At 33.4% G+C, this 24,049-nt stretch carries 19 protein-coding genes; 16 read left to right on the top strand and 3 right to left on the bottom strand.

The window, feature by feature from the left end:
* Window positions 1-3 precede the first annotated feature (3 nt).
* From JBKA6_RS01615 to JBKA6_RS01545, 15 genes are all read left to right on the top strand, one after another.
* Window positions 4-1,266, top strand: a complete 1,263-nt coding sequence (locus tag JBKA6_RS01615; protein ID WP_096685222.1) for a dihydrolipoamide acetyltransferase family protein — start codon at window positions 4-6, stop codon at window positions 1,264-1,266.
* Window positions 1,267-1,438: 172 nt separating this feature from the next.
* Window positions 1,439-2,098, top strand: a complete 660-nt coding sequence (locus tag JBKA6_RS01610; RefSeq protein WP_096685220.1) for a hypothetical protein — start codon at window positions 1,439-1,441, stop codon at window positions 2,096-2,098.
* On the top strand, window positions 2,064-2,900 hold the full coding sequence (locus tag JBKA6_RS01605; protein WP_096685218.1) for a DUF3822 family protein: 837 nt from the start codon (window positions 2,064-2,066) through the stop codon (window positions 2,898-2,900). The genes JBKA6_RS01610 and JBKA6_RS01605 overlap by 35 nt, the downstream gene beginning before the upstream one ends.
* Window positions 2,901-3,003: 103 nt before the next feature.
* Window positions 3,004-3,708: a UMP kinase gene (gene pyrH, locus JBKA6_RS01600; protein WP_096685216.1), complete on the top strand. Its 705-nt coding sequence runs from the start codon at window positions 3,004-3,006 to the stop codon at window positions 3,706-3,708.
* Between the two features lie 10 nt (window positions 3,709-3,718).
* Window positions 3,719-4,282 (top strand): ribosome recycling factor, encoded by a 564-nt coding sequence (frr, locus tag JBKA6_RS01595; RefSeq protein WP_096685214.1) that lies wholly within the window; start codon window positions 3,719-3,721, stop codon window positions 4,280-4,282.
* Between the two features lie 14 nt (window positions 4,283-4,296).
* Window positions 4,297-5,613: a hydroxymethylglutaryl-CoA reductase, degradative gene (locus JBKA6_RS01590; RefSeq protein WP_096685212.1), complete on the top strand. Its 1,317-nt coding sequence runs from the start codon at window positions 4,297-4,299 to the stop codon at window positions 5,611-5,613.
* A gap of 56 nt (window positions 5,614-5,669) precedes the next feature.
* A complete protein-coding gene (locus JBKA6_RS01585) occupies window positions 5,670-7,253 on the top strand; it encodes a tetratricopeptide repeat protein (RefSeq protein ID WP_096685210.1) in 1,584 nt (527 codons plus the stop codon).
* A gap of 43 nt (window positions 7,254-7,296) precedes the next feature.
* Window positions 7,297-8,283, top strand: a complete 987-nt coding sequence (locus tag JBKA6_RS01580) for a pyruvate dehydrogenase complex E1 component subunit beta (protein ID WP_096687324.1) — start codon at window positions 7,297-7,299, stop codon at window positions 8,281-8,283.
* 227 nt (window positions 8,284-8,510) lie between these two features.
* Window positions 8,511-9,548: a ketol-acid reductoisomerase gene (gene ilvC, locus JBKA6_RS01575; RefSeq protein WP_096685208.1), complete on the top strand. Its 1,038-nt coding sequence runs from the start codon at window positions 8,511-8,513 to the stop codon at window positions 9,546-9,548.
* Between the two features lie 147 nt (window positions 9,549-9,695).
* Window positions 9,696-10,889 carry a DUF819 family protein gene (locus tag JBKA6_RS01570; RefSeq protein ID WP_096687323.1) on the top strand — a complete coding sequence of 398 codons (1,194 nt, stop codon included), beginning with the start codon at window positions 9,696-9,698 and terminating at the stop codon, window positions 10,887-10,889.
* 11 nt (window positions 10,890-10,900) lie between these two features.
* On the top strand, window positions 10,901-12,166 hold the full coding sequence (gene rmuC, locus JBKA6_RS01565; RefSeq protein WP_096685206.1) for a DNA recombination protein RmuC: 1,266 nt from the start codon (window positions 10,901-10,903) through the stop codon (window positions 12,164-12,166).
* 106 nt (window positions 12,167-12,272) lie between these two features.
* The gene (locus JBKA6_RS01560; protein ID WP_096685204.1) at window positions 12,273-14,690 is read left to right on the top strand and encodes a T9SS type B sorting domain-containing protein; all 2,418 of its coding nucleotides are present in this window, start codon (window positions 12,273-12,275) and stop codon (window positions 14,688-14,690) included.
* Window positions 14,691-14,787: 97 nt separating this feature from the next.
* On the top strand, window positions 14,788-15,357 hold the full coding sequence (locus JBKA6_RS01555; protein ID WP_096685202.1) for an LPP20 family lipoprotein: 570 nt from the start codon (window positions 14,788-14,790) through the stop codon (window positions 15,355-15,357).
* A gap of 206 nt (window positions 15,358-15,563) precedes the next feature.
* On the top strand, window positions 15,564-16,511 hold the full coding sequence (metF, locus tag JBKA6_RS01550) for a methylenetetrahydrofolate reductase [NAD(P)H] (RefSeq protein ID WP_096685200.1): 948 nt from the start codon (window positions 15,564-15,566) through the stop codon (window positions 16,509-16,511).
* Complete coding sequence (locus tag JBKA6_RS01545) at window positions 16,511-18,004, top strand: lipopolysaccharide biosynthesis protein (RefSeq protein WP_096685198.1); 1,494 nt, start codon at window positions 16,511-16,513, stop codon at window positions 18,002-18,004. Before metF ends, JBKA6_RS01545 begins: the two co-directional genes overlap by 1 nt.
* A gap of 37 nt (window positions 18,005-18,041) precedes the next feature.
* Here JBKA6_RS01545 and coaE read toward each other — a convergent pair whose 3' ends face one another.
* The gene (gene coaE / locus JBKA6_RS01540) at window positions 18,042-18,638 is read right to left on the bottom strand and encodes a dephospho-CoA kinase (protein WP_096685196.1); all 597 of its coding nucleotides are present in this window, start codon (window positions 18,636-18,638) and stop codon (window positions 18,042-18,044) included.
* Complete coding sequence (locus JBKA6_RS01535) at window positions 18,635-19,594, bottom strand: YbbR-like domain-containing protein (RefSeq protein ID WP_096685194.1); 960 nt, start codon at window positions 19,592-19,594, stop codon at window positions 18,635-18,637. The genes coaE and JBKA6_RS01535 overlap by 4 nt, the downstream gene beginning before the upstream one ends.
* Before the next feature lie 234 nt (window positions 19,595-19,828).
* Here JBKA6_RS01535 and JBKA6_RS01530 point away from each other — a divergent pair, with 234 nt between their 5' ends.
* Window positions 19,829-22,081, top strand: a complete 2,253-nt coding sequence (locus JBKA6_RS01530) for a M1 family metallopeptidase (RefSeq protein WP_231952070.1) — start codon at window positions 19,829-19,831, stop codon at window positions 22,079-22,081.
* Between the two features lie 245 nt (window positions 22,082-22,326).
* Here JBKA6_RS01530 and recJ read toward each other — a convergent pair whose 3' ends face one another.
* Complete coding sequence (gene recJ / locus JBKA6_RS01525; RefSeq protein WP_096685190.1) at window positions 22,327-24,027, bottom strand: single-stranded-DNA-specific exonuclease RecJ; 1,701 nt, start codon at window positions 24,025-24,027, stop codon at window positions 22,327-22,329.
* Window positions 24,028-24,049 lie beyond the last annotated feature (22 nt).

Below are 24,049 nucleotides of genomic sequence, written 5' to 3'. Positions count from 1 at the left end.
AAAATGACAGAAATAGTAACTATGCCTCGTTTAAGCGACACTATGACTGAGGGTGTTGTGTCTAGGTGGTATAAAAAAATAGGGGATAAAGTATCTGAAGGAGATATACTAGCCGATATAGAGACAGACAAGGCTACTATGGAGTTCGAATCTTTCCAAGAGGGAACCCTTCTATATATAGGTATTAAAGAAGGTGAATCTGCGAAAGTAGATAGTCTATTGGCTATTCTTGGAGAAGAAGGAACCGATATTTCTTCTATAGTAGAGAAATATAAAACTGAGTCTACCGACAGTAATAAGACTGATAAATCTGATTCAGATTCAGTCAAAACAGAATCTACAGATGAGAAGAAAAGTGCAGAAAAAAATGAAGAAAAAAGTGCTGTAGATGTCAGAGGTATTAATACTAGAGATGATGGTAGATTAAGAATATCTCCTATAGCTAAAAAGATGGCTATGGACAAGGGGATGGATATAACTAAGATAACTGGAACAGGAGATTTTGGCAGAATTATCAAAAGAGATATCGATAATTTCAAGGGAGAAAGTGCTATTGATACAGGTTCAGCCTCTCATAATCAAGAGGCTTTTACTGAGACAGATATTTCTCCAATGCGTAAAGTCATAGCTAATAGGTTATCAGAATCTAAATTTACAGCTCCTCATTATTATCTCACAGTAGAGATAGATATGGGTAATGCTATTACAGCTAGAAAATCTATAAACGAGTCAGTTGAAACTAAGGTTTCCTTTAACGATATAATTGTCAAGGCAGCATCTATGGCCTTGGCCAAACATCCAGAGGTTAATACCAATATGGTAGGGACAGACAAAATACGATATAATAAACATATCAATATAGGTGTAGCAATAGCAATAGATGGAGGGCTGTTAGTTCCAGTTGTTAGATACGCCAATACTAAATCTATATCTCAGATATCTCATGAGATAAAAGATCTCTCTAAGAGGGCTAGGGATAAAAAATTATTGCCTGCTGATTGGGAAGGTAGCACTTTCACCATATCTAATTTAGGAATGTTGGGAATAGAGAGTTTTACTTCTATTATAAATCAGCCTGATTCAGCAATTATGTCTGTGGGGGCCATAATACAAAAGCCAGTAGTGAAAAATGGACAGGTAACTGTAGGAAATACAATGAAAATAACTTTAGCTTGTGACCATAGGACTATTGACGGAATGGTTGGAGCTCTGTTTTTACAGACATTTAAAAAGATGTTAGAAAACCCTATAAACATGTTAGCTTAGTTACTCGTAGCTTTTTGTCGATTAATTATATCGTAATTAATAATCTGTTCTCGTGTTTTTTTGTTGATAGATAAGCTTTGATTCGGTGAAAAAATGCTTTCTTTGGGATCAGCTTTTAAAAAAGTTTAAATTTGTTTTCCTTGTAAACAGCTTTTATTTCATTTAAAAAATTATGAAGAATAGAATTATAATAACTACGTTACTTTGGGGAGTTATCTCATTTTTAGTATACATCAATTATGTCAGTATAATGTCCCCTATAGATTTTAGTAGGGAGAAGTCTTTGAGATATGAAAAGGTCATAGATAATCTAAAGATGATTAGAGATTCTCAGGAAGCTTTTAAAGAGATAAATGGTCGTTACTCTTCAGATTTTGATGAGTTAACATCATTTGTAGACACCGCTCAATTTGTACTTATAGAGAAAAAAGATACCAGTTATATGAAATACGATAAACTATATCGTATGGATAAGTTAGTAGAAGAGGTTATTGTAGATACAATAGGTTATGAGCTTGTCAAGGATCGTCTTTTTGAGGGGACTGATATTTACAAGAAGATGAAATACGTTCCAGGAACTGACGAATTACATGTATTCGAAATGGAGGCTTCCAAAATAAGGAAGAATATGATTACAGTTCCTGTCTTTGAGGTTAAAGTACAAAAGAGATTAGTTTTAGAAGGCCTAGATATGAATCTTATAAGGTCGGAAGAAGAAGCTGTAGATGTAAAAGGTAAATACTTACAAGTAGGGAGTTTACAGAAGGCTACTACCGCTGGTAATTGGCCAAAAACTTATGAGTCTGACTTTAAAAACAAAAAACAGGGATAAGTCTTTAGATACTTTAAGAGGTAACTTAGGCTTATCTATACAGTTAAAATCTGGAGGGCTTTGTTTTTGCATATATAATCATTTGATACACAGGATGTTAGCTGTATATGAGTACACGAGTACTGGCACTTTACAAGTCAGTGATGTGAATGAAATATTTGAGCAAAATGATTTGTTTAAAAACACTTTTGTTAAAGTAACGGCTGGTTTTAGCAATTTGAATTTCACTTTGGTTCCCTCTGAGTTGTATAATGAAAAACAAATCCATGAATACGCTAGTATAAATTTTGGTTTTTCCGATACAGAAGTTTTAGTTTCCCAAACTTTGAAGAATTTAAATGCTGTTGCTATTTACACTATCCCTCAAAAAATAAAAACTCTTTTAGGTAAAAGGTGGAGTGATATTAGTTGGACGCATCCATCCTCCTCTTTTATTGAAACTCTATTTAGAGATAATAGAATCGATGGAGTCTTCGTGTATTTGGAAGAAGATAGTATGTGTATTTCTGTAATTGGAGATGGAAAATTAAAGCTGTATAATTCATTTGAATATAAAAGTGCAGAGGAGTTTATTTATTATGTATTGTTAGTATATGAACAAGCTGGCATTAATCTTGATATAGTTGTTCTAACACTGTATGGAAATATTTCTAAAACCAATGAGAATTATGAATACTTATATAAATACGTGCGGAATATTTCTTTTGGACAGAAGAATACTAATTTCACTTATAGTTTTGAGTTAGATAGTATTCCAGAGCACTATTTTTCAATTTTATTCAATCAGCACTTGTGCTTATAAGAACGTTTTTTGAGTAAACATTTTTTTGTATGAAAGCCATTATTTGCTTTTTTCAAAAGCATACCTCTGTGGCATTTTTAGAGTTAAATTATAAAAACGTAAAATGAAGTTTAAGCGCATTCTTATCAAGCTCAGCGGAGAGTCATTAATGGGCAAGCAAAAGTATGGTATATCTAGTGAGGTGTTAGAAAAATACTCTTTAGATATCAAAAGCGTTTTGGATAAAAATGTCAGCGTTGCAGTAGTTATGGGAGGGGGGAATATATTCAGAGGTGTGATGGGAGATGACGCTAAAATAGATAGAGTGCAGGCAGATTATATGGGCATGTTAGCTACAGTCATAAATAGTTTAGCCTTGCAGAGTTCTTTGGAGAATCTAGGTGTAAAAACGCGAGTTCAGACAGCTATTGAAATGAATAGAATAGCAGAGTCTTTTATAAAGCGTAGAGCTGTGAGGCATTTGGAAAAGGGAAGAGTAGTAATATTTGCAGCTGGCACAGGGAATCCTTATTTCACAACGGATACGGCAGCCATATTAAGAGCTATAGAGATAAATGCAGATGTTATATTAAAGGGGACTAGGGTAGATGGAATATATACTTCAGATCCAGAGAAAAATGCAGATGCCACTAAGATAGAGTCTATATCATTTGAGGAGGCTATAACGAAAAATTTTAGGATAATGGATATGACAGCTTTTACTTTGAGCAAGGAGAATAAATTACCAATTATAATTTTCGACATGAATAAAAAGGGTAATCTCTTAAAAGTTGTGGAGGGGGGTAATATAGGTACAATAGTAAGATAATAGATCAGTTATGATTGAAGAAGTACAGTTAATATTAGATTCGACTGAGGAGCAGATGATGAGTTCCATATCTCATCTAGACAAAGAATTGTTAAAAATACGTGCGGGGAAGGCTAGTCCTGCTATGTTAAATGGAGTAGAGGTCGATTATTACGGCACTATGACACCCATATCACAGGTTTCTAATATAAACACTCCTGATGGGAAGACTATAAGTGTGCAGCCGTGGGAAAAAAATATGTTGGAACATATAGAACGAGCTATTATAAATTCAAATTTAGGTTTTAGTCCTATGAATAATGGTGAGTTGATAATTATAAATATACCACCGTTAACAGAAGAGAGACGTTTAAATTTGGTAAAACAGACTAAATCTGAGGGAGAGGAATCTAAAATAAGTATTAGAAATGCGAGAAAGGAAGCTAATAATCAGATAAAACAAATGCAAGTGGATGGTTTATCAGAGGATATTGCAAAAGATTATGAAGCTAAAGTACAGATCTTGACAGATAAGTATACAGAAATTTCTAATGATAGGTTGGAGAAAAAGAGGGAAGAAATCATGACCATATAGGCATATATTTTTAGATGAAAAAACACACAAAGGGTTTTTCAAAATTATCTAAGTCTGAAAAGATAGACTTCTTATATACCGAGTGTTTAAATTCTTCTGAGAAAGACTTGGAAGTATTGAATAGTCACATGTACGGTGATGTAAATATTCAGAAATTGTACGATGAGTTCTCTGAGAATACAGTTTCTAATTTCTATATGCCCTTTGGCATCGCCCCCAATTTTTTAATAAACGACAAGCTGTATACCATCCCTATGGTAATAGAAGAGAGTTCTGTGGTCGCTTCAGCATCTAAAACCGCTAATTTCTGGTTGGACAAAGGAGGTTTTAAGGCAGAGGTTCTCTCTACTGAAAAGATAGGCCATGTTCATTTTATCTATAGAGGAGATGGTGATAAGCTCAGAAAATTTTTTCGTTTAGAATTAAAAGAGAAATTGTTAGATAGTGTTTCACATCTGACAGAAGCCATGAGGTCTAGAGGTGGCGGAATTATGGATATCAATCTGATAGACAAGAGTTTAGAAGAAGAAAATTATTTTCAGATAGAAGCTACTTTTCAAACAGTTGATTCTATGGGAGCTAACTTTATAAATTCTTGTTTAGAACTATTTGCTGAGAAGTTAAAAAATATCATCTCCCAAGCAGATCATTTTTCCTCTGAAGAAAAAGACTTAGAGGTAATAATGTCAATATTGTCTAATTATACACCAAAATGTATTGTTAGGGCTCATGTAGAATGCAGAGTAGAAGAGTTGACAGATAGTATAGGATCATCTGATTTTGCAGATAAATTTGTAAAAGCAGTCAGAATAGCTAAAGCAGAGCCTTATAGAGCTACTACTCATAACAAGGGAATCTTCAACGGTATAGATGCTGTGGTAATAGCTACGGGAAATGACTTTAGGGCTGTAGAGGCTTGTGGGCATTCCTATGCCTCTAGAAATGGAAAATATACTAGTCTCAGTGATGTAAGTATAGAAAATGGCATTTTTCGTTTTTGGTTGGATTTGCCCATATCTGTCGGCACAGTAGGAGGCTTAACCGATTTACATCCCATGGCAAAATTATCACATAAGATTTTAGGTAATCCAAATGCCAAAGAATTGATGTGTATTATAGCAGTTGCGGGTTTAGCGCAAAATTTTGCCGCTTTGAGAGCTCTGGTAACTACTGGAATTCAAAAAGGGCATATGAAGGTTCACCTTTTAAACATATTGAATAGGCTAGGAGCTACAGATAAAGAAAAAGTTTATTTTGTAGACTATTTTAAGGATAAGACCGTATCCCATTATGAGGTTGTGAAACTTTTTAACAGTGTAAAGGCGGTATAAAAGAGTTATATACTCTATAAAAGAATTTAAGAAAATATAAAATAAAATCATTAAAAATGAAGTCATTAAAAACACTTTCAATTATCTTATTTCTCATAGGTTGTGGTTCTCAAGTATCTTTACAGGGGGTAATAGATTCTGAAAAAGATCTTAAATCTCCCTCGGGCAAGGATTCAGCTGAGTTGAAATTATCTAAGGCTAAGGAGAAAATAGATGCCTATCTAGTTAAGTTGAGAAGTCCAGAAGGGGTGAAAGAGTCAGAGAAGATAGAAGATGAATCTATGCAGAGGTATTATTACAACAGAGCCAAGCTAGAATCTTTAAATAAGAATTGGAGAGAGGCATTAAATAACTATAAGAGTTTGCTAGAATACGAAAAAGGGAATAATTATTCAGCTAAAAAAAGCATTTCTGGAGAAATGTTCTTTTTCGAGAATAAAGAGGCTTTAGACAGAGCTATAGAGTCAGGTAATTACACTACTCCAAAAGTTTTGGAAGTGAAAGATTTACTTTCAGAAAAAGTAAATTCAGCAGATGCTATGGACATGTATTTAGAGATAAGACAAGAAGCTGTAAAGACTTATGATGAGAAAAAATTCAAAATATCTAGGGATAATTTTATAGTGGCCTATGAGACTTCTGCAATGGTCAATAAAGCCGATACTTCTATGTATTACAACGCTGCGATATCCGCATTGAGTGGAGAGTTATCAGATTTAGCCATAAAAGATTATGAACACTTGTATAATATAGGATATAGGGGAGATAAAATGTTATATGAGGCCATTGTAAATGGAGAGAAAGTAGTTTTTGAATCTAAAATAGATAGGGATGTTCAGGTTAGGTTAAAGGCTGCTGAAGATCCTAGGGACTATAGAGCTCCAGACCTTAGGAAAGGTATAATACTTCAGTTGGCTGTATTGTACGAAAAACAAGAATCTTATGATAAGGCTTTAAAACTTTTGGACAAAGGCAGAGAGGAATATGCTGAGGATCAGGAATTATTGCTAGCTAAAGGAAATATATACCTAAAAAAAGGTGATGAATCAGCTTTTTTAGAGAGTATGAAAGATGCTGTAAAAAATGATCCTAAAAATGCCGTTTTACATTTCAATATGGGAGTTATATATGCTAACCTGCTTAGAAATAAAGAATCTGAAAGAGAAAAAGTAGAGACCAGTATATCTGCAAAGAAGAATGAAATAACAAAGTATCGCAAATCTCAAAGGGCTAAGAGAGAAAAAGCAGAAAAGGAGTTATTAGGGCTCCGTGGTGATTTGCTTGCAATTTCAGAAAGTACAGGGGGTTTTTGGAATAGTGCTATTGATTCATATAAAGAGTCTATAACTTTAGATGATAAATTTTTAGATGCTTATATAAATTTATCTGCTTTAATTTTGTCCTCTGAAAGAAGTATAAATGATCAAATAAGTAATTTGGGATTTTCTGCAAAAGATAAAGCGAGGTATGAAGACTTGAAGAAAAGAAAAAATGAGATATATAAACAAGCCATGGGGTATTTAGAAAAAGCTTTATCTATAGATGGAAAAAATAAAAGCGTAATAAATACTTTGAAAAACATCTATTATGCTTTAGAAAAGCATGAAAAGGTTAAAGAGATGGAAAAATTATCTAAGTGATTTTTTTTTAAAGGTAAGGTTAAGTAAAATTAAGCAGAAAAAAATGAGAACAGTTCAATTTAGAGAGGCAATCGTTGAAGCCATGAGCGAAGAGATGCGAAGAGATAAGAGCATCTATTTGATGGGAGAGGAGGTTGCACAATACAATGGAGCTTATAAAGCTTCTAAGGGAATGTTAGATGAATTTGGTCCAGAGAGGGTTATAGACACTCCTATTTCTGAGGCAGGGTTTTCTGGTATAGGTGTTGGTTCTTCAATGAATGGCAACAGGCCTATTATAGAGTTTATGACTTTTAATTTTTCTCTAGTAGCTATAGATCAAATTATTAATAATGCTGCCAAGATGAAACACATGAGTGGAGGGCAGTTTAATATACCTATAGTTTTTAGAGGTCCTACAGCATCAGCTGGTCAGTTAGCAGCTACTCATTCTCAGGCTTTTGAAAGTTGGTATGCTAATTGTCCTGGGTTAAAGGTTGTTGTTCCTTCTAATCCTTATGATGCTAAGGGATTATTAAAATCAGCGATAAGAGATGACGATCCTGTCATTTTCATGGAATCCGAGCAGATGTATGGAGATAAGGGAGAAATACCCGATGGAGAGTATATCATCCCAATAGGATCTGCCGAAGTAAAAAAGGTTGGTAAAGATGTCACAGTAGTTTCTTTTGGAAAAATAATAAAGGAAGCTTATATAGCGGCAGAAGAGCTGAGTAAAGAGGGCATAGATATAGAGATTATAGATTTAAGGACTGTAAGGCCTTTGGATTATCAGTGTATAATAAATTCTATAAAAAAGACTAATCGTTTGGTAGTTCTAGAGGAAGCGTGGCCATTGGCTTGTTTAGCATCTGAAATAACTTATAAAATTCAAGATGAGGCCTTTGACTATTTGGATTCACCTGTAAAAAGAGTGACTACAGCCGATACTCCAGCTCCCTATTCTAGTGCTTTATTTAAAGCTTGGATTCCAAATGCAAGCGATCTTATAAGAGCTGTTAAAGAAGTCTTATACGTAAGGGGTTCTTAGTAAGGCCTTTGTTTATAGAACAATTAGTTTTTTTTTAATATTAATAATTCACTTGGAATCTGTTTTCATTTGAGTTAAGGTATTTCATAAATATCATATCAAAACATTGAGGATTTTAGTCTAAGAATCTCATTTTTAATATTATGAGACTTAGCTAAGGTCCTCGTTTATATTTTGTTATATTAGCGCACGAAAAAACTGGTTAAATTAACTGTAATAAAATTAAAATGGCTAAAATAGATTTTGGAGGAGTCCAAGAGAATGTAATAACAAGAGATGAGTTTAATCTAGAAAGAGCAAAGTCAGTATTGAAAGATGAGACTATAGCTATTATAGGTTATGGGGTTCAGGGATCAGCACAGTCACTAAATTTAAGAGATAATGGTATTGATGTCATAATAGGTCAGAGGAAAAACTCTAAGAGTTGGGATAAGGCTGTAAGAGATGGATGGGTTCCAGGGGAGACTTTATTTGAGATTGAACAAGCTTGTAGTAAAGGGACTATAATAAAATATTTGATATCCGATGCGGCGCAGATAGCTATGTGGTCGATTATAAAACCTTATTTAACTGAGGGCAAGGCCCTTTATTTCTCTCATGGTTTTGGCATTTCTTACAATGAAAAGACAGGCATTGTACCTCCCGATAATATAGATGTGCTTTTGGTTGCTCCAAAGGGTTCTGGAACTAGTCTTCGTAGGATGTTTACAGAGGGCAAAGCATTGAATTCAAGTTTTGCTGTACATCAAGACGCTAGTGGAAAAGCTAGAGATAGGGTCTTATCCCTAGCAATAGGGATTGGATCTGGGTATTTATTTGAGACTACATTTGATAAGGAGGTCACTTGTGATTTAACTGGAGAAAGGGGCACTTTAATGGGTGCTGTACAGGGTTTATTTACAGCTCAATATGAAGTGTTGAGAGAAAATGGACACACTCCTTCAGAGGCTTTCAACGAAACGGTGGAAGAGCTGACACAGAGTCTGATGCCTTTAATAGCAGAGAATGGCATGGATTGGATGTATGCAAATTGTTCTGCCACTGCTCAGAGAGGGGCTTTAGATTGGTGGAAGAGATTTAGAGAAGTGAATAAACCTCTATTTGCTGAGTTGTACAAATCTGTGACCTCTGGCAAAGAAGCACAAAGATCTATAGATTGTAACAGCATGGCGGATTATAGGGAGAAATTAGAGGTAGAGCTCAAAGAGATAGAAGATTCTGAAATATGGAGAACCAGCAGGGAAATCAGAAAGTTAAGATTTTAAACTCTGTAATTTATTTAGTCTGGACTAAAATGATAATCTGAAATATTAACAATAGAATAGTTATCAACTATTTTTATAAACTAGAGAGATACGTCAAAAGTGAGCGAACCTATTTTCTACGATGATAAAGTTGTATTTGGAATAATAATGGGGGTTCTGGGAGTAATATTTTATACTTCCAGTAGTAAGAACAAGTATTTGAGAAAGTTTTACAGAGTAGTCCCTGCTCTTTTGATGTGTTATTTGATTCCCTCTATATTGAATTCCCTTGGAGTAATATCCAAAGATCACTCTAATTTATATACAATATCTAAGAATTATTTTTTGCCTGCGGCTTTGTTCTTGATGACTTTGAGTATAGATATTAAGTCTCTTATCAAATTGGGTTTTAAGCCTATAATTATGTTTTTAACAGGGACATTGGGCATATTGATTGGAGGTCCTTTATCTATTCTTATAATTTCTTTTTTTTCTCCTGAAACTGTAGGAGGAGTAGGTCATGATGCTGTATGGAGAGGTATGTCTACTATAGCTGGAAGTTGGATAGGCGGAGGGGCTAATCAAGCTAGTATGTTAGAGATATTCAAATACAACCCTGACAAGTATGGGGTTATGGTTTTGGTAGACATAGTAATATCAGGTATATGGATGGCTCTGTTATTAGTAGGAATAGGCAAGAGAGAAAAGATAGATAGATGGCTTAAGGCTGATGTGTCATCTATAGAGGATTTAAAAGAAAGAACAGAATCGTATACTAAGAGTATAGAGAAGATACCTAATTTAGGTGATTACATTAAGATATTGGGATTGGCATTTTTTGTGATAAGTTTTTCTCACTATATGTCTAAGTCCATTACAGATTGGATTCTTGAGAGCTTTAGTGGTATGAAAAACAACACTCTTGCATCAGAGTTTTTTTGGTTGGTTTTAATATCTACTTCTATTGGATTGCTGTTGTCTTTTACTAGGGCTAAAAAAATGCAGGGATATGGAGCTTCCAAAATAGGTAATGTTTTTATTTACATATTGGTGGCTGTAATTGGAATGAAAATGGATATTACAGAGATGTTTAGCCAACCAGGATTATTGTTAGTAGGTATGGTTTGGATATCTATACATGCGTCCTTATTGATATTGATGGCTAGACTTTTAAAAGCGCCTTATTTTTATCTAGCCGTAGGAAGTCAGGCTAATATAGGAGGGGCTGGTTCAGCTCCTATATTAGCAGCAGCGTTTCATCCGTCTTTGGCTCCTGTAGGGGTCTTGTTAGCTGTTTTAGGTTATTTCATAGGGACCTATGCTGCTGTTATATGTGCTTATCTAATGGAGTTAGCGTCTTAAATTTTTAAATTATGGAAGGAGTATTGTTCCTTATAGCTGGAATGGCTATAGGTGTATTTATGGGAAAATTATTTTTTTCTAAAAATATAGAAAAAGAGAGATTAGATATTTCTTTGCAAGAGATAGAAGATATCAAACTGGCTTTAAAATCTAAAGATGTAGAAATAATAGATTTGAACAAGACTATAGCATCTCAAGAGACGGCTTTGGAATACAAAGAGAATTATATAAAGAAACAAAAAGAAGATTTAGAAGAAATTCAAAAAAAGATAAAGCTAGAATTTGAAAACCTAGCCAATAAGGTTTTGGAAGACAGAACTAAGAAATTTAAAGAAGAAAACACATCTCAAATAAATAGTATATTGAACCCTTTAAAAGAGAATTTCAAGGATTTTGAAAAGAGATTAAAGGATTATTACGACAGTGAAAATAAGGATAGAGCATCTGTAAAGAGTGAGATAAATCAGTTGTGTAGGCTCAATAACCAGTTGAGTAATGATGCTAAAAATTTAGCTAATGCTCTCAAGGGAGATAGTAAGGTTCAGGGCGATTGGGGGGAATTGAAATTAGAGAGTATTTTAGAGAAATCTGGTTTGGAGAAAAATGTCAATTTTTCTGTACAGCCCACTATAAAAAATGAAGAAGGCAAAATGCTGAGGCCCGATGTAATAGTTGATTTGCCAGAGGGAAAAAACCTAATTATAGATTCAAAAGTATCACTGTCTAATTATTCTAGATTTTGTGAGACAGATGACCAAGAAACTAAAAGAAAAGAATTAGCTCTCCACATATTGAGCATTAAAAATCACATCAGAGATCTCTCGAGTAAGAATTACCAAGGTTTGTATGGAATAAATTCCCCTGATTATGTCTTGATGTTCATACCTATAGAGCCAGCATTTTCATTAGCTTTACAGGATCAACAAAATATTTTTAACGAGGCTATAAATAAAAATATAGTATTGGTGACAACCTCTACACTTATAGCTACATTAAGAACGGTAGCTTTTATATGGAAGCAAGAAGATCAAAAGAATAATGTAGAAAAGATTGTGAATGCTGGCAGTAAGTTATACGATAAGTTCGTCTCATTTCAGAAGTATTTATCAGATATAGGAAATCATATGAATAAGGCACAGAATGCATATGATAGTGCTATGAGTTCTTTTTCTGAGGGAAGGGGGAATTTAATAAGAAAGGCAGAGGATCTCAAAAAGTTAGGTGTTAAAAATACCAAAGAGATAGATCAAAAGTTATTAAATAAGGCATTAGAGTAATTGTTTTTTTAACAAAAAAAACTTAACTTCGCGAGTCAGTCTAATTTTTTTAGACTACACGCCCCGTTGGTAGTTCTTATTGGCTTATAAACTATAATATAAGTAGATGAAGTTTAATAATCGTATTTTTTTTATTTCCTTATTAGTTGCCTTTACAGTTTCCTTCTCTTATGCACAGAGGGGGCGTGCCTATAATTGGCATTTTGGTCAAAAAGCGGATATAACGTTTGGTGATGCTTATGAAACACCCTCTATAGAAACTAAGGGTAATAGTAATTTAATCTCTCCTGAGGCTTGTGCCTCTATTTCCAGCGTATTGGGGGAATTACTTTTTTATACAGATGGTAACAAGGTATGGAAGGCTGATAATACTGAAATGGCGGGATCACTTTTAAGTGGCGCCAACAATAACACTCAGACTATAATAGTTCCTATTCCCAAGGCTGCAGGTTCAACTGATGATAAATATTATGTGTTTTATATAGATTCAAATTCTAAGTGTAAATATGCTATTGTAGATATGACCACTGGCGGTGGCAATATCGAATCTAAGGATACAGATTTGTTTACTGGTGATTATAACGGTGTAAGTCTTACACATAAAATGGCTGTTATAGAGCACTATGATCAGAGTAGTTTTTGGTTAGTTTTACATGAGCGTAATTCTAGGAGGTTTTTTTCCTATAAAATATCTAGTACGGGAATAGATCCAGAGCCTGTTGTGACTTCTATAGGGAAGAAGCATATTAACCCTGAAGGCTATATGAAGGCATCTAGAGATGGGAAATTACTTGGTCTTGTTGTTCCCAATGTCTTAGGAAGAGACGGAAAAGTTATTGTAGAATCAGATTACACTATTTCTGCTAAAAACCGTGGGTTTATAGAAGTCTTTGGTTTTAACAATAGAATTGGCAAGTTAACTTCTAGGTCATCTTTAAATAAATTTAGTTCCCATGAGTACAATGGGGAAGTAAAAGAGAATGAAAATTATGGTTATTATGGTCTAGAGTTTTCTCCAAATTCAAAATTTTTATATGTAACAGAGAGATACAGCGGGAATCTTTTTCAAGTAGACCTTGATAAGGTAAACAATATTATATCTATACCATCTGCTTCTGTTGATAATCCTGGAGATTCATCCTATGCCAATGCATTGCAGTTAGGTCCAGATAATAAAATATATGCAGCTATGTTTAATCCTACAACACCAGCTATTCCCCCCGTTGTTGATGAAAAAATAGGTGTTATAGAATCACCAGATTCAGAATATACACCAGCATTTAATTATAATGATCAGGCGCAAAATTTGGCAGTAAATAAAAAATCTCGTGAAGGATTACCTTCTTTTGTATCCACTTTTTTTTATGATTTTTCTTCTAGAGACTATTGTGTAGGTGGCAAAACCAAGTTTAAGACCTCTATAGCTCCAGAGTATAAAGCATATTATGGATGGGATTTTGGAGATGGGTCTCCTTCTGTTTCTGGATTTGCAGATTCTTCTACTAGAGATGTAATTGTTGAGCATCAGTATGCAAATGAGGGAACTTATAAAGTCACTTTAACTTTAGTTGAGGCAGTTAGTAGTGAATCAGTAACTTTCTCACAAGATATTATTGTAAAAAGTCCTATTAATATTCCAGCAAAAGAAATTATCGCTTGTGCTGGCAGTTCTGGAAATGAGATATTGACAAGTGAGTATTCAGCTTATGGTTCTTACCTGTGGAGTACTGGAGAGAAAACTAGAAGCATAGTAGTAGATAAATCTGGAACGTATACAGTTGAGATAATAGACGAAAATGAGTGTGTTAATACTGAAGTGTTTAATGTGACTGTTGGTCCTCCTAATTCTGTATCTGAAAAAGAGATCAGGATGTGTTCTCCTAATATGGCTGTACTAACTAGTAGCTTAGATTCGGTTACTTATCTATGGAGTACAAGAGCAAAAGAAAATACAAAGAGCATAAAAGTATATAAGCCTGGGAATTACAGTGTGACAACTTATTCCAAAAAGACTAATTGTACTATTGTTGAAACATTTAAAGTATTACCGTTTAAGGGTAGGTTAAAATTTGTAAAGAGACTTTTAGGTAGAAATCTTTTCATAGACAAAGAGTTAAATGCAGAATCTCCTTATAGCTATTATTTGGATGATACTAAATTGAAGTTAGAAGATATAAGAAAGGGATTGTATCTAAATCCTGGGACTTATGTCTTAACCTTAGAGGATAATCGCGGATGTACTTATTCAGAAAAAATAGAAATTCCAAAAATCTATGCGCCAAAAGTATTTACTCCCAACGGAGATGGGAAAAATGATTTTTGGGAAATTTCTGGCATTGAAGATTATCCAGATGCAGAAATCGTCGTTGCTGATAGGACAGGTAAGATATTGAGAAGATATAATGGTAGAGATGAGCACTGGAATGGCTTGTATAATGGAATATTACTTCCCGTAGCTACATATTGGTATGTGATTAAATTAGACGAAAAAGAATATAGAGGGTCAGTGAGTATAATTAAATAAACAAGAAGTTTTTATAAAAACTATATATTTGCCAACCTAGCTGCGTTAGGATTGTTTAAGCTCTATAAGAGTTAAAAAAAAAAATAATAATATCATCATGAAAATAAAAATAATTAAATCATTAGGTGTTGTAGTGTTTGTATCTCTATTTATATGTTGTGGTGGCTCTAAACCAGTTATCATACCTAATGACGAAATAGATGTAGTCATCCCTTGTTCTGGAAAGGAATTTTTCACCGATGGGAATCATTTTAGATCAAATTCTGTGGGTGAGAGTTTAGATCAGATGGTAGCTAAAAAGAAAGCATTGGCTAATGCCAGACAGCAATTAGCTTCAGATATTAGTACTGTGATTAAGTCTGTCACTGATAACTATGTAAAATCTTCGGAATTTAATAATAAAGAAGAGGCATTAGAGAGATTTGAACAAAATGGAAGAAGCGTGGTTTCTCAGCAGTTGAGAGGGGTTAGACAGATATGTGAAAAGCCTACTAGGGTTAAATCTACAGGAAAATACAAATATTATGTCGCTATAGAATTATCAGCTAGTGATTTGGTTAGCGCTTATAATGAAGTCCTCTCTAATGATGAGAATTTGAAAGTTGATTACAATTACGAAAAGTTCAAAGAAACTTTCGAAGAGGAAATGAAAAAGATAGGTCAGTAATTGATTTTCCATATCGCTTGTAATATTCAAAAGGTCTAATTAGGCCTTTTGTTGTTTATAATAAACAATAATTTGGGATAATTTAAACAATAGTCATTTGAGATGATGTTCAATACTAATTGGTTTAACTAAAATATTGAGATTTGGATTAAAAAAATAAATTTGTGCTCGGTAGTATAGTTCTCAATTATTACACAATAATAAAAATGAAAGTATCTCAGCATATAGAAGAATCTGAAAAAACACTTTTTTCCATAGAAATACTTCCACCTCTAAGGGGAGAGAACATAAACTATATATATGAAAATATAGATCCACTAATAAAGTTCGACCCCTCGTTTATAGATGTCACCTTCCATAAAGAAGAATATTTGTACGAAAAAAAAGATGATGGAAGTACTAGAAAAAAAATAATTAGAAAGCGTCCAGGAACTGTGGGAATAGCTGCAGCTATTATGAATAAATATCAAATAGATACCGTGCCACATATTTTGTGTAATGGATCTACTAAAGAAGAGGTTGAAAACATGTTGATAGATTTAAATTTCCTAGGAATAGAAAATGTACTAGCTCTAAGAGGTGATTTTTCCCAAGGGGAATCTTCACTTGTACATGAAAATGGAGATAATAAATATGCATCTGATCTAGTAAAACAAATCAATGAGATGAACAATGGGAGATATCTCAACGATTTAAAACAAGATGACACTAATTTTTGTGTGGGTGTAGCCGGTTATCCAGAGAAACATTCTGAAGCAACTGATTTAAATACAGATATCAAACATCTAAAAAATAAGGTAGACCAAGGAGCTGATTATATAGTTACTCAAATGTTTTTCGACAATTCAAAATATATGGATTTCGTCGATAAGTGTGAGGAAAATGATATTTCAGTACCTATTATTCCAGGATTAAAACCCATATCTACAAAAAAGCAACTAAAGGTATTACCAGAAGTATTTGACATTGAAATACCAGAGGACCTTCAAAAAGAAGTTATAAAGTGTAAGGACAATAAACAGGTGAGACAAGTAGGTATAGAATGGGCTGTTTATCAGTCTAAGGAATTGGTAGCCAACAATGCTCCAGTATTACACTATTACACTATGGGAAGATCTTCTAATATAGAAGAGATAGCTTCAAAGGTGTTTTGATGAGCCCAATAAAGAAGTTAACAAAACAAGTTACAATATATGGGCTTAGTTCCGTGTTGGCGCGTGTGTTAAATTTTTTATTAACTCCTCTTTACACAGGAGTCTTTTTAGCTAAAGACTATGTGGTAATAATAGATGTATATTCTCAAATTAGCATCTTTATAATACTTCTCACCTATGGTATGGAAACGGCTTACTTTCGTTTTTCTAACGAGAGTAAATACTCTTCCAAAACATTTTCTACAGCTTTTCTGAGCATAGTTTTTACTACCGTTTTATTTGTATTTATAACTCTTTGTTTTTTAGATGGAATATCTCAGGCATTAGGATACGAAAATCAGCAAAAATTAGTGATTTACTTAATAGTAATACTGACTATAGACTCTGTAACTGCCATACCATTTGCTAAATTAAGACATGAAAACAAGGCTTTTAAATACGCTTTGATAAAAATAACTAATATTGTAATTTACATATTTGTCAATGTGTTATTTCTATGGGCTATCCCTGATTTTTTATCAAAAGGAGGAGAGTTGCCATATTTTATATCTCGAATATATAATCCGCAATGGGCTTTAGAATACGTATTTATCTCGAATATTCTATCTTCGGCTATTAGCCTTTTTCTATTGTCAAAAGATATTGGACAATACAGTATTAAGATGTTTGATTTTAAGCTCCTAAAAAAGATGATCACCTACGGAGCTCCTATACTGGTAATGGGATTAGCAGGTGTTATAAATGAAGCCATGGACAAGCAGTTTTTAAAATATCTGCTTCCAGAGGATCAATGGAGACATAGTTTGGGTGTATATGGAGCTTGTTATAAATTATCCATTTTTATGGTATTGTTTATTCAGGCTTATCGATTGGGAGCAGAACCTATATTTTTCTCTCAATCTAAGAATAAAGATTCTAAAAAGTTATACGCCACTACTATGAATTATTTCGTGCTTACCATGCTCATAATATTTTTATTATTGGTGACCCACATAGAATTGATAAAATATTTTATACGATCTGAGGAATATTGGCAAGCTCTAGATATAGTTCCTATTTTATTGTTGGCCCAAGTATTTTTTGGAATCTATACTCATTTATCTGTTTGGTATAAGTTGTCAGACAAAACTGTATATGGGGCTTATATGTCCATTGTTGGAGCTATAATAACTATAGTGGGAAATATAAGTCTAATACCTATTATAGGTTATGCCGCCTCTGCTTGGACAACATTATTTTCATACGGAGCTATGATGATATTATCTCTGTATTTAGGCAATAAGTACTATCCTATTAAATACGATTTTAAAAAAATATCGATGTATTTCATTTTAACCGTATTGCCATCGATGTATTCTTGGTTTTTTTTGAAGGACAATATTTTTAGCAACACCTTGTTGTTTTTAGTATTTCTAAGCGTACTTGTGGTGATACACAGAAAGGAAGTACGCCTTATCATCTCTGGATTTAAGAGTCCAAAATCTCTTGAGTGATTTTTTTTTTGTAAATTCTCAGTGGGTAAATAAAAAACTATAACTCATATTTAGTCATTAGTAAATTCAGTATATATCTGGCTGATTTTTTCAGAGTTTTTAGGTCGTAGTCGTTTACTATTATATAGTCTGCTATTGGAAATTTCTTTTGGTCAGACCATTGATTATTCATCCTTTTTAATATATCTCCTGTAGATATTTTATCTCTTTCTATCACCCTTTTTATACGTGTGTTTTTATCGGATAATACTAAAATTGTACTGTCGCACATTTTATAAGAGTCTGTCTCAAACAGTATGGCAGCTTCTTTTATTATTAGTTTTTTCTTGATGTTTTTAACCCAGTCTTTAAATACTTTTTCTAATTCGCAATGAACCAAAGAGTTTAACAGTTTTAATTTCTCTGGATCAGAAAAGACCACTTCAGATAAGAAACTAGTATTTAAGGCATTTTCTAAGTAAGATTTTTCACCAAAATGGGCGATGATATTTTTTTTTACCTCTCGATCTTGATTCATCATTAATTTGGCTTCTACATCGGAGTTAAATACGGGGATGCCATAAGAGGCAAAGATTTTTGATACAGTAGTTTTTCCAGAACCGATTCCTCCTGTGAGACCTATTATTTTAGTCATTTTTTTATTATGTACTGCACAGAATTTGGTGTTAGTCTAGGATTTATGATATACTCTGGTGACTTTGTCAATTCTGGTATAAGCTTTTCTGTTCTGTTAGAATGATGTGCAAAATTCACTGTCACTTCAAAATCAGACACATTTGTCTTTTTGTATTTAGATATGGGGACATTTCCATACACGGTTACTTTATCGGGGAAAAGACTGATGTAAATACTGCTATCGGGCACGTTTATCACCCTCACGGGAACTTCCATTTTTATCTGTGTGACCTTATCTATTTCGCCTTTTACAAGCACTTTATTATGAGAGTATTCTACATAGTCATCTAAATATGGAATTATATTTAGGGTCTCTTTGAAATTAGAATTTATATCGTATTTTATGAGTTTTTCAACTGCTATCTCATTTATTTTATCTACGTCTTCTTGAGATCCTGAAACGGTTATTTCTTTGGGAGTCACACTCATGGGTTTTATAAATTGATATCCTTCTAAAAAGCTAATATCTTTATCTATTTGTACAGGTATTTTCTTGTGTGTTTTTTTATACAGATCTAGCCATATGGTATCTGTCTCTGTTTGAAGTTGAATCAACTGCTCGTTATAACCTAATTGTTTCTCTATAAATCTAAAATTATCTGAGAGTAGTATATAATTTTTTTTGTTTTTTTCTTTTAAATCTTTCAGGGATAACACTATAGGTGAAGAGCTAAAATGATGAGAGTAAAATGAAAATCCCGAAGCGTAAATTTTTAGTGTTACATTCTCTATAGAGCCACTTTTTAAGATTTTATCTTTTGGTAAATCTGTGTAGGTAACATTAAAAGTTATGTCGTTGGTGTAATTCTTTGGAAATTTTGTAAACACCCAAAAGAAAATAGATACAGATATACATATCGCTATCACTTTGCGTTGTTTTACAATGTCATTTTTGTCTTTTTTTAAAAAGATCATATGTGTTTATTCTATTTTTTTGTGATTTAAGAGCTCTTCGAAAATAGAGTTTAAAAGTAGAGTTTTTTCCATACTTACAGAGCGAGTATATGTACTTTTTAAGTTGAGGTATACTTTTTAAATTATATTTGCGGCTATGCCGTTATAATATTATTTCATCACTCGCAAAAAAAAATACCTATTTAAGTTATGAATCGTACATATATATTATCCATTATAATTTTTTGTTGCACTATGTCTTTCGGGCAAGAAAAAGGACATTACGACAACAATAAGTTCAAGCAGTTAGATCAAGAGTTTGCAACTCCTAACGCGTACAGAACAGCTTCGGGAGCTCCAGGACACAAATACTATCAACAAAAAGCCGATTACAAAATAGATGTGGTTTTAAATGAAGATAAGAACACAATTTCTGGACAAGAGACCATAACCTATCACAACAATTCTCCTGATGTATTAGATTATTTGTGGCTGCAATTAGATCAGAATATGAACTCTAAAGATTCACAGAGTAAAAAGATTAATCCCTCTAGCGTACCAGATTATTTTCCCGCTCATAGTTTTAGTAAAAGTAAGGAAGCTCAAGCTTTCGACGGTGGGTTTAAAATAGAGTCAGTCTCTCACAATGGTAAGGATTTGGCTCATACTATTAATCATACCATGATGAGAATAGATTTGCCTACTCCTTTAAGACCAGGTGAGAAATTTGAATTTAATATTAAATGGTGGTATAATATAACTAACTCTTCTACCATATGGGGTCGTTCTGGTTACGAGCCTTTTAAAGAGGGGAATTTGTATTTCATAGCGCAATTTTTTCCTAGGATGGCCGTATATAACGATGTGGAAGGTTGGCAGAACCTACAATTTTTTGGTGGCTCTGAGTTTGCATTGGTCTTTGGAGACTACAAGGTTAGCATAACAGCTCCGTCTGATTTGATAGTTGCTTCTACTGGTAAATTGCAAAATCCCAATGATGTTTTAAGTCCGAATCAGATAAAGAGATTAGAGGTAGCTAAGAAGACTTATGATAAACCTGTTATCATAGCCACTGAATCAGAAGCTATAGCGAGAGAAAAAACTAGAGAAAAAGGGACTAAGACTTGGGTTTTTCACGCTGAAAATGTTAGAGACTTTGCTTTTTCTGCTAGTAGGAAGTTTATATGGGATGCCCAAGCTGTTAAAATTGGGGACAATACAATTATGGCAATGTCGTATTATCCTAAGGAAGGTAATCCTCTTTGGGAACAGTATTCTACCAGAGTGGTAGCCCATACTTTAAAGGTATATTCTAGAATGACTTTTGATTATCCGTATCACAAGGCTATTTCGGTGAGTTACACATCTGGAGGAGGTATGGAATATCCTATGATATGTTGGAATGGGGGCAGGCCTGAAAAAGATGGGACTTACTCTAAAAGGATAAAGTATTATCTCATATCGGTTATAATTCACGAGATAGGACACAATTATTTTCCTATGATAGTAAATTCAGATGAGAGGAAATTCGGATGGATGGATGAGGGGCTAAACAGTTTTGTAGAGTCTATAGCAGAGAGTGAGTGGAGTGAGAACTATCCTAAAGGTAGAGGGACGCCTATGAATATAACTCAATATATGAAAGGAGTTCAAGATAATATATCTCCTATTATGACACATTCAGATAATGTAATACAGTATGGTCCTAATTGTTATTCAAAGCCTACAGCGGCTCTTACAATATTGAGAGAGACTATAATGGGTAGAGAGTTGTTTGATCATGCTTTTAAAACATATGCTAACAGATGGAAATTTAAACATCCTACACCCGAAGATTTTTTCAGAACTATGGAAGATGCCTCTGGAGTAGACTTAGATTGGTTTTGGAGAGGTTGGTTTTACACTACTGATTACTGCGACATAGGAATAGAAAATGTCCGAGAGATGACCATAGACACGGAAAATCCTGAAATAGAAAAGCCTATAGCTGAAAAAGCATACAAGGATTTACCAGATAAAACTAGGGATAATAATAGAGGTCAAGGAATAATTCCATATGTTGAGAGAGATAAAAAAGCAATTGATTTCTACGACAAAAATGATGAATATACAATTAGCAGTTTCGATAAAAAAGAGTATAAAGATTTTTTAAACGGTTTGAGCAAAGAGGATAAAGAATTGCTAAATGACAATAGATATTTTTATGAAGTAGAATTTTCTAAGCCTGGCGGATTGGTAATGCCAGTGATTTTAGAATTCACCTTTGAAGATGGTTCAAAGGTTGACAAAACTCTACACGCTAAGATATGGAGGTTTAACGATGAAGGATTTACCAAAGTATTCGCTTTTGATAAGAAGGTCAAATCAATAACGGTAGATCCAAAGTTAGAGACGGCAGATGTAGATACTAGCAATAATCATTGGCCTAGAAAAATTGAGCCTTCTAGATTTAAACTCTTCAAGAAAAGGGTTTCATCTAAAAACCTAATGCAGAAGGATAAGAACTGAGGCTTTGATTTTATCTCGACACTGTTGTGCAAAGTTTGTAAATAAAGATTCTGTTTGATTAGCAAAAAAGTTAAGGGAAAAATATCACGTCTAATCTATTTTAATACAACTATGAATAATCCAGGTTAAGCAAACGAGAATATGAATTTTCATTACGATAATAAAATCTCTAGGTTTTTAATCTTAAAAACAGACTTTACACATTACAGGATAGTGTCTTTGATTGGGATATTTACCTATAACCTCTAGATATCAAAATGTATATCTTTTATGTGAAAATCAATAGAGATCATATTCATCCAGTTGTTTTCTTTTAAGCTAAAAGCGATTGAGTATTCCCCACGGCTTTCTATTTCAGGTAGAAAATAAGCCTTTTTAAAAGCTATGGCGTTATAGCGTTTTTCGCTGTTAGGGGATGATATATTTAATTTCAGATGAGATTTATCTTCTCCTACTAGCCTTGCTGAGTCATCGTATTTTATATTCTTATATGCTAATACGGGATGTCTGTTATCTGGGCCACAGGGTTCAAAGCGTTTTAAGATTCTCCAAAACTTAGGCGTGATATCTTCTAACTGTATTTCAGAATCTATAATTGTTGTTTGGATAAAATCTTTTTCAGAGGTCATATTTTCTATTACTCGTTCAAATTTTGATTTGAATCCCTCTAAGTTATTCTCTTTTATAGAGAGCCCCGCTGCTTGTTTATGCCCTCCAAATTGTTCTATATGTTCTTGACATTGACATAGAGCTTCATAAATATCTATTCCTTCTATCGAGCGTGCCGAAGCCACTAAAAGATCATCTTTTTTGGTGAACACTATCGTAGGCCTATAATGATGTTCTATTATACGAGAGGCTACTATTCCTATAACGCCTTTGTGCCAAGAAGGACTATACACTACGGTCGTTTTCCTTTGAGGTTCCACCATTTCTAAGGCCTGTTTGGCAGTAGTTTTTTCTAATTCCTTTCTGTATGCATTAAATTCTTCTATAATTTCTATAAGGGTTTTGACTTGATCTTCATCCTTGGATAGCATTAATTCAACAGCTACAGATCCGTGATCTATTCTTCCAGCGGCATTTATTTTTGGGGCTATGCCAAAGACTACATCTTCTACAGTGACCTCTGTTTTATTAAATAATTTTATAAAATAACGAAATCCTAAACGGGGATTTTTGTTTAGTTGTTTTAACCCTAAAAAAGTTAAGACTCTATTTTCTCCAGACATAGATACAATATCTGAAATTATACTAACTGCTACCAAATCTAAATAATTGGTCAATTGTTCAAAATCAAACCCCTTGTCTTGGTTTATGCCTTGTATCAACTTGAAACCTATAGCACAACCACTGAGTTCTTTATAGGGATAATTGCAATCTTTTTGTTTAGGATTTAATATTATAGCATCGGGCAACTTATCACTAGGAGTATGATGATCGCAGATTATAAAATCTATATTTTTTTCTTTAGCATATTCAATTTTATTATTCTCTTTTATACCACAATCTAGAGCTATTATAAGTTCGATATTTTTACTTTTTGCATAATCTATGCCTTTATATGATATCCCATATCCTTCACTGTCTCTATCGGGTATATAAAATTCTATTTCATCTGTAAATTGCTTTAAAAAACTATATGTCAAGGCTACTGCGGAGGTGCCATCTACATCGTAATCACCGTATATTAAGATTCTTTGAGAAGAATCGATAGCACTATTTATCCTGTCTATAGCGTCCTTCATATTTTTCATTAAAAAAGGGGAGTGCAGATGTGAAATATCAGGACAGAAAAAAACTTTAGCTTGATCAAAAGTTTCTATTCCTCTCTGTATCAGGAGTTTACTTATAACTGTGTCTATATTTAATTCTTTGGATAATCTCGTGATTTTGTCTATTGGAGGATCGGGTTTGAAAATCCATTTTGTTTTAGGTTTTTCCATTAATATTTAGGTTGTTTTAAAA

It is taken from the genome of Ichthyobacterium seriolicida (assembly GCF_002369955.1).
GTDB classification, from domain to species: Bacteria; Bacteroidota; Bacteroidia; order Flavobacteriales; family Ichthyobacteriaceae; genus Ichthyobacterium; species Ichthyobacterium seriolicida.
Note: the sequence above shows the minus strand (reverse complement) of the source record. Positions and strands in the feature narration are given on the sequence as shown.

Coding starts and splice junctions, on each gene's coding strand:
- JBKA6_RS01615 (WP_096685222.1), top strand. CDS start 4: ATGACAGAAATAGTAACTATGCCTCGTTTAAGCGACACTATGACTGAG.
- JBKA6_RS01610 (WP_096685220.1), top strand. CDS start 1,439: ATGAAGAATAGAATTATAATAACTACGTTACTTTGGGGAGTTATCTCA.
- JBKA6_RS01605 (WP_096685218.1), top strand. CDS start 2,064: ATGAGTCTGACTTTAAAAACAAAAAACAGGGATAAGTCTTTAGATACT.
- pyrH (WP_096685216.1), top strand. CDS start 3,004: ATGAAGTTTAAGCGCATTCTTATCAAGCTCAGCGGAGAGTCATTAATG.
- frr (WP_096685214.1), top strand. CDS start 3,719: ATGATTGAAGAAGTACAGTTAATATTAGATTCGACTGAGGAGCAGATG.
- JBKA6_RS01590 (WP_096685212.1), top strand. CDS start 4,297: ATGAAAAAACACACAAAGGGTTTTTCAAAATTATCTAAGTCTGAAAAG.
- JBKA6_RS01585 (WP_096685210.1), top strand. CDS start 5,670: ATGAAGTCATTAAAAACACTTTCAATTATCTTATTTCTCATAGGTTGT.
- JBKA6_RS01580 (WP_096687324.1), top strand. CDS start 7,297: ATGAGAACAGTTCAATTTAGAGAGGCAATCGTTGAAGCCATGAGCGAA.
- ilvC (WP_096685208.1), top strand. CDS start 8,511: ATGGCTAAAATAGATTTTGGAGGAGTCCAAGAGAATGTAATAACAAGA.
- JBKA6_RS01570 (WP_096687323.1), top strand. CDS start 9,696: ATGGGGGTTCTGGGAGTAATATTTTATACTTCCAGTAGTAAGAACAAG.
- rmuC (WP_096685206.1), top strand. CDS start 10,901: ATGGAAGGAGTATTGTTCCTTATAGCTGGAATGGCTATAGGTGTATTT.
- JBKA6_RS01560 (WP_096685204.1), top strand. CDS start 12,273: ATGAAGTTTAATAATCGTATTTTTTTTATTTCCTTATTAGTTGCCTTT.
- JBKA6_RS01555 (WP_096685202.1), top strand. CDS start 14,788: ATGAAAATAAAAATAATTAAATCATTAGGTGTTGTAGTGTTTGTATCT.
- metF (WP_096685200.1), top strand. CDS start 15,564: ATGAAAGTATCTCAGCATATAGAAGAATCTGAAAAAACACTTTTTTCC.
- JBKA6_RS01545 (WP_096685198.1), top strand. CDS start 16,511: ATGAGCCCAATAAAGAAGTTAACAAAACAAGTTACAATATATGGGCTT.
- coaE (WP_096685196.1), bottom strand. CDS start 18,638: ATGACTAAAATAATAGGTCTCACAGGAGGAATCGGTTCTGGAAAAACT.
- JBKA6_RS01535 (WP_096685194.1), bottom strand. CDS start 19,594: ATGATCTTTTTAAAAAAAGACAAAAATGACATTGTAAAACAACGCAAA.
- JBKA6_RS01530 (WP_231952070.1), top strand. CDS start 19,829: ATGTCTTTCGGGCAAGAAAAAGGACATTACGACAACAATAAGTTCAAG.
- recJ (WP_096685190.1), bottom strand. CDS start 24,027: ATGGAAAAACCTAAAACAAAATGGATTTTCAAACCCGATCCTCCAATA.